Here is a 5308-nt window from a genome sequence, read left to right as displayed (position 1 = left end):
CCCACTCGGTGCCCAAGCTGGAAGGCCTGCCGGGCTTCACCGGCGGCCTGGTCGGCTGGTTCGGCTTCGAATGCATCGGCTACATCGAGCCGCGCCTGGCCCCGCCGGCTGGCCGTGATGAGCTGGGCACGCCGGACATCCTGCTGCTGGACTCCAACGAGCTGGCGGTATTCGACAATCTCAAGGGCCGGCTGTACCTGATCGTGCACGCCGACCCGCGTGTCGACGGTGCCTTCGAGCAGGCGCAGGCGCGCCTGGATGCCCTGACTGCGAAGCTGCGTGCGCCGGGTGCCGGCTATCCGGCGCCGCTCAACAGCGACGTGCTGGACGAATCGGATTTCGTCTCCGGCTTCACCCGCGAAGGCTTCGTCGATGCGGTCCAGCGCAGCAAGGAATACATCCGCGCCGGTGACATCTTCCAGGTGGTGCTCAGCCAGCGCCTGAGCGTGCCGTTCAAGGCGCGCCCGGTGGATGTGTACCGCGCGCTGCGCGCGTTGAATCCCTCGCCGTACATGTATTTCCTCGATGTCGGCGACCTGCAGGTGGTTGGTTCCTCGCCGGAAATCCTGGTGCGTCTGCAGGATGGCGAAGTGACCGTGCGCCCGATCGCCGGCACCCGCCCGCGTGGCGCCACGCCCGAGCTGGACCTGGCACTGGAAGCCGAGCTGCTGGCCGATCCGAAGGAACGTGCCGAGCACCTGATGCTGATCGACCTCGGCCGCAACGATGCCGGGCGCGTCTCCAGGGCCGGTACCGTGGAAGTGGGCGAGCAGTTCGTGATCGAACGCTACAGCCATGTCATGCACATCGTCAGCGAAGTGACCGGCCAACTGCAGCCGGGCCTGAGCTATGCCGACGTGCTGCGCGCCACCTTCCCGGCCGGCACGGTCAGCGGCGCGCCAAAGATCCGCGCGCTGGAAGTGATCCGCGAACTGGAACCGATCAAGCGCAACGTCTACGCCGGCAGCATCGGCTACATCGGCTGGCACGGCGATGCCGATACCGCGATCGCGATCCGCACTGCGGTCATCAAGGATGGCCGCCTGTACGTGCAGGCCGGCGCCGGCATCGTCTACGACTCGGACCCGGACAAGGAATGGGACGAGACGATGAACAAGGGCCGTGCGCTGTTCCGCGCCGTCGCCCAGGCCGCCAAGGGCCTGTGACGCTCCCCGTGCCGTGGCCTGCGCCACGGCATCGTCCGCTGTTCCCATTGAAGACAAGGAGTACCGCATGAAGCTGCTGAGCGCATTGCTGTGGTCGTCGCTGCTGGCCACGATGGCCCCGTCTGCGTGGGCGCAGGCCAATACCATTCCGTCGCAGCCGCACCTGCTGGTGAAGGGGCAGGGTACCCGCACAGTGATGCCCGACCGCTTCGGCCTGCAGTTGAACATCGAAGAGACCGACATGGATGCCGACGCCGCGCGGCGCCGCGTGCAGGGCAACGTGGCCCGCGTGCTGGCGCTGTTCAAGCAGCACAAGGCGGTGGACGGCAGCGTGCGTGCGGACAACCTGCGGATCGGCCCGGCGACGCGCTATGAGCAGAACCGGCAGGTCTTCATCGGTACCCGCGTGTCGCGCCAGCTGCGCGCCAGCTTCGCCAGCGTGAAGGCGATGCAGGACGTGCTGGGTGCGTTGAAGGCCAACGAGAACGTGCAGGTCAGCAGCATGGCGCCGACCTACTCGGGCGAAGCGGCGTTGCGGCGCGAACTCAAGGGCGAGGCCGCAGCCCAGACCCGCCAGTCCGCGCAGGGCCTGGCCAAGGCCTACGGCACCCGGCTGCGCGGCCTGTACAGCATTTCCGACGTAGCGCCGAACTTTGCTTATGGCATCCAGGCCGGCAGTTGGCCGAGCAGTGGGGATCTGGTGACGCCGCCTTCGCCGCCCGCGCCCGAGGCACCGATGAACAGCATCGAGACCACGGGCTCCCGCCTGCCCGAGTCGGTCGAAGCCGGCCCCATCACCTACACCGAAAACGTGTACGCCATTTTCCTGATAAGCGACGGAACCTGACCATGTTGTGGATGATCGACAACTACGACAGCTTCACCTACAACCTCGTGCAGTACCTGCAGACGCTGGGCGCCGAGGTGAAGGTGGTGCGCAACGATGCGATGAGCGTGGACGAGATCGCCGCGCAGAAACCCGAGCGCATCGTCATCTCGCCCGGCCCGTGCACGCCCAACGAAGCGGGCGTGTCGCTGGAGCTGATCCAGCGGCTGGGCCCGACCACGCCGATCCTCGGCGTGTGCCTGGGCCACCAGGGCATCGGCCAGGTCTACGGCGGCACCGTGATCCGCGCCGGCAACATCATGCACGGCAAGACCTCGCCGATCCGCCACGAAGGCAAGGGCGTGTTCGCCGGCCTGCCGGACCGCTACCAGGCCACCCGCTACCACTCGCTGGTGGTGGACAAGAACAGTCTGCCGGACTGCCTGGAAGTGACCGCCTGGACCGAGAACGAGGACGGCTCGATCGAAGAGATCATGGGCCTGCGCCACCGCCAGTTCCCGGTGGAAGGCGTGCAGTTCCACCCCGAATCCATCCTCACCGAACACGGCCACGCCCTGCTGCGCAATTTCCTGCAGCGCCCGGCGGCCTGATCCAAGGAGCATTCCCATGAGCTTCTCCCCCCAGGAAGCCCTGCAACGCACCATCGAGCACCGCGAGATCTTCTTCGACGAGATGGTCGACCTGATGCGGCAGATCATGCGCGGCGACGTGTCGCCGATGATGACCGCCGCCATCCTCACCGGCCTGCGGGTGAAGAAGGAAACCATCGACGAGATCGCCGCCGCCGCCACGGTCATGCGCGAATTCGCGCTGGCGGTGCCGGTGGCCGACAGCACCCACCTGGTCGACATCGTCGGCACCGGTGGCGATGGCTCGCACACCTTCAACATCTCCACCTGCGCGATGTTCGTGGCGGCTGCGGCCGGTGCGCGCGTGGCCAAGCACGGCAACCGCAGCGTGTCGTCCAAGTCCGGCAGCGCCGATGCGGTGGAAGCACTGGGCGCGGCCATCGAGCTGCAGCCAGCGCAGGTGGCCGCTGCCATCGAGCAGACCGGCATCGGCTTCATGTTCGCGCCGATCCATCATCCGTCGATGAAGGTCGTCGCGCCGGTCCGCCGCGAGATGGGCGTGCGCACCATCTTCAACATCCTTGGTCCGCTGACCAACCCCGCCAGCGCGCCGTCGGTGCTGATGGGCGTGTTCCATCCTGATCTGGTGGGTATCCAGGCGCGCGTGCTGCGCGAGCTGGGCACCGAGCGCGCCATGGTGGTCTGGGGCCGCGACAACATGGATGAGATCTCGCTCGGCGCCGGCACCCTGGTGGGCGAGTTGCGCGACGGCAAGGTGCGCGAGTACGAGATCCACCCGGAGGACTTCGGCATCGCCATGTCGGCCAGCCGCAACCTGCGCGTGGACAGCCCGGAGCAGTCCATCCAGATGCTGCGCGCGGTGCTGGACAACGAGCCCGGCCCGGCGCTGGACATCGTCGCGCTCAATGCCGGCGCCGCGCTGTACGTGGCCGGCGTGGCCAGCGACATCGGTGATGGCCTGGCCCGCGCCCGTGCCGCCATCGCCAATGGCAGCGCCCGCCAGCGCCTGCAGCAGTATGTGGAGACCACCCGCGCGCTGGTTGCCTGAGCGCGCGGTTCAGCCTGACCCCGTCGATGGCCGATAATGGCGGTCCTCAGCGCCCCCGCACCGAATCGAAGACGATGAGCGACATCCTGCAGACGATCCTGGCCCGCAAGGCCGAAGAAGTAGCCCAGCGCCGCGCCCAGCGCCCGCTCGAGGAGCTGCAGGCCGCCGTGGCCAGCGCCCCGCCGGTACGTGGCTTCGTGCGCGCGTTGCAGGCGGCCGTGGCCAACGGCGACCCGGCGGTGATTGCCGAGGTGAAGAAGGCCAGCCCGTCCAAGGGCGTCATCCGCCCCGACTTCCGGCCGGCTGACATCGCGGTCAGCTACGAGTTCGGTGGTGCCAGCTGCCTTTCGGTGCTGACCGACGTGGACTTCTTCCAGGGCGCCGATACCTACCTGCAGCAGGCCCGTGAAGCCTGCACGCTGCCGGTGCTGCGCAAGGACTTCGTGATCGACGCCTACCAGGTGTACGAGGCACGCGTGCTGGGCGCCGACTGCATCCTGCTGATCGTCGCCGCGCTGGACGACACCCAGCTGGCCACGCTGTCGGAACTGGCGCTGTCGCTGGGCATGGACGTGCTGGTGGAAGTGCACGACATCGACGAACTGGAGCGCGCACTGCAGGTGCCGGCGCCGATGATCGGCATCAACAACCGCAACCTGCGCACCTTCGAGGTGTCGCTGCAGACCACGCTGGATATGCAGCAGGCGGTGCCGCGTGACCGCCTGCTGGTCACCGAAAGCGGCATCCTCGGCCCGCAGGACGTGGCGCTGATGCGCGACGCCGGCATCCATGCCTTCCTGGTCGGCGAGGCCTTCATGCGCGTGGAAGAGCCGGGCGAGGGCCTGCGTCAGCTATTCTTCGCAACATGACAACGCACTATCCGACGCCGCGCGAGGATGCGCCGCTGGTGGTCTTCGACTTCGACCACACCCTCTACGACGGCGATTCGGGTACCCACCTGTTCGCCTCGCTGATCAAGCGCAACCCGCTGCGCATGCTGGCGGCGCTGCTGGTCACGCCGATCGCCGGGCCGATGGTGGCGATGCTGCCGACCCGTCGCGCGGGCATCTCGGTCTATGTGTGGATCGGCAGCTTCGGCCTGCACCGTGCGCGCGATTTCAACAAGGTGATCGACGCCTACGTGCTGCGCAACCAGGCGCAGATGCGCGCCAAGCTGCTGCCGCAGGCGCTGGAAGTGTTCGCCGCGCACCGCGCCAAAGGCGATCGCGTGGTGGTTGCCACCGGCGCGCCGCCGGAGCTGGCCCGCGCGATCCTGGCCTTCGTGGCCCATCAGGATGTGCCGGTGATCGGCACCGAGGTCGGCCCGCGGCTGGGCGGCGTCGGTCCCACCCGTCACTGCCACAACGAAGAGAAGATGCGCATGCTGCGCGAGCGCGGCTATGGCGACATCGATATCGCCTATTCCGACAGCACCGCCGACCTGCCGCTGCTGCTGGCGGCCAAGGCGCCGGTGGTGGTGAACCCGAAGCCGGGGCGGGTGGCGTTCTTCCGCCGCGTGCTGCCGGCCGGCACCCGCATCCTCAACTGGGGATGCGTGGATCGCGGCGGCCACGTAGGCCTTCTCGCCGAAGTACTTCTCGTAGGACAGGTCCAGCGCGGTGGCACGCCACGGGTCCAGCAGCGGATTGCCGCCGCT

Annotated in this window: 5 protein-coding genes and 1 pseudogene; all 6 read left to right on the top strand. The window is 68.0% G+C overall.

All coding sequences use genetic code 11. The features are described from left to right. On the top strand, window positions 1–1166 hold a 1166-nt coding region (locus ABGA94_RS03875; RefSeq protein ID WP_375366436.1), incomplete at its 5' end, for an anthranilate synthase component I family protein. 67 nt (window positions 1167–1233) lie between these two features. Further along, complete coding sequence (locus ABGA94_RS03870; protein ID WP_262220989.1) at window positions 1234–2013, top strand: SIMPL domain-containing protein; 780 nt, start codon at window positions 1234–1236, stop codon at window positions 2011–2013. A gap of 2 nt (window positions 2014–2015) precedes the next feature. Further along, window positions 2016–2603: an aminodeoxychorismate/anthranilate synthase component II gene (locus tag ABGA94_RS03865; protein ID WP_005419831.1), complete on the top strand. Its 588-nt coding sequence runs from the start codon at window positions 2016–2018 to the stop codon at window positions 2601–2603. A gap of 16 nt (window positions 2604–2619) precedes the next feature. After that, on the top strand, window positions 2620–3651 hold the full coding sequence (trpD, locus tag ABGA94_RS03860; protein ID WP_049443905.1) for an anthranilate phosphoribosyltransferase: 1032 nt from the start codon (window positions 2620–2622) through the stop codon (window positions 3649–3651). A gap of 74 nt (window positions 3652–3725) precedes the next feature. Next, window positions 3726–4520 (top strand): indole-3-glycerol phosphate synthase TrpC, encoded by a 795-nt coding sequence (gene trpC, locus ABGA94_RS03855; protein WP_005419828.1) that lies wholly within the window; start codon window positions 3726–3728, stop codon window positions 4518–4520. After that, window positions 4517–5221, top strand: a pseudogene (locus ABGA94_RS03850) (haloacid dehalogenase-like hydrolase); the annotation flags it as partial. The gene trpC and the pseudogene ABGA94_RS03850, both read left to right, overlap by 4 nt. Between the last annotated feature and the right edge of the window lie 87 nt (window positions 5222–5308).

This window comes from Stenotrophomonas sp. 3diitr2024, from assembly GCF_042136455.1.
Taxonomy (GTDB): Bacteria; Pseudomonadota; Gammaproteobacteria; order Xanthomonadales; family Xanthomonadaceae; genus Stenotrophomonas; species Stenotrophomonas sepilia.
Note: the sequence above shows the minus strand (reverse complement) of the source record. Positions and strands in the feature narration are given on the sequence as shown.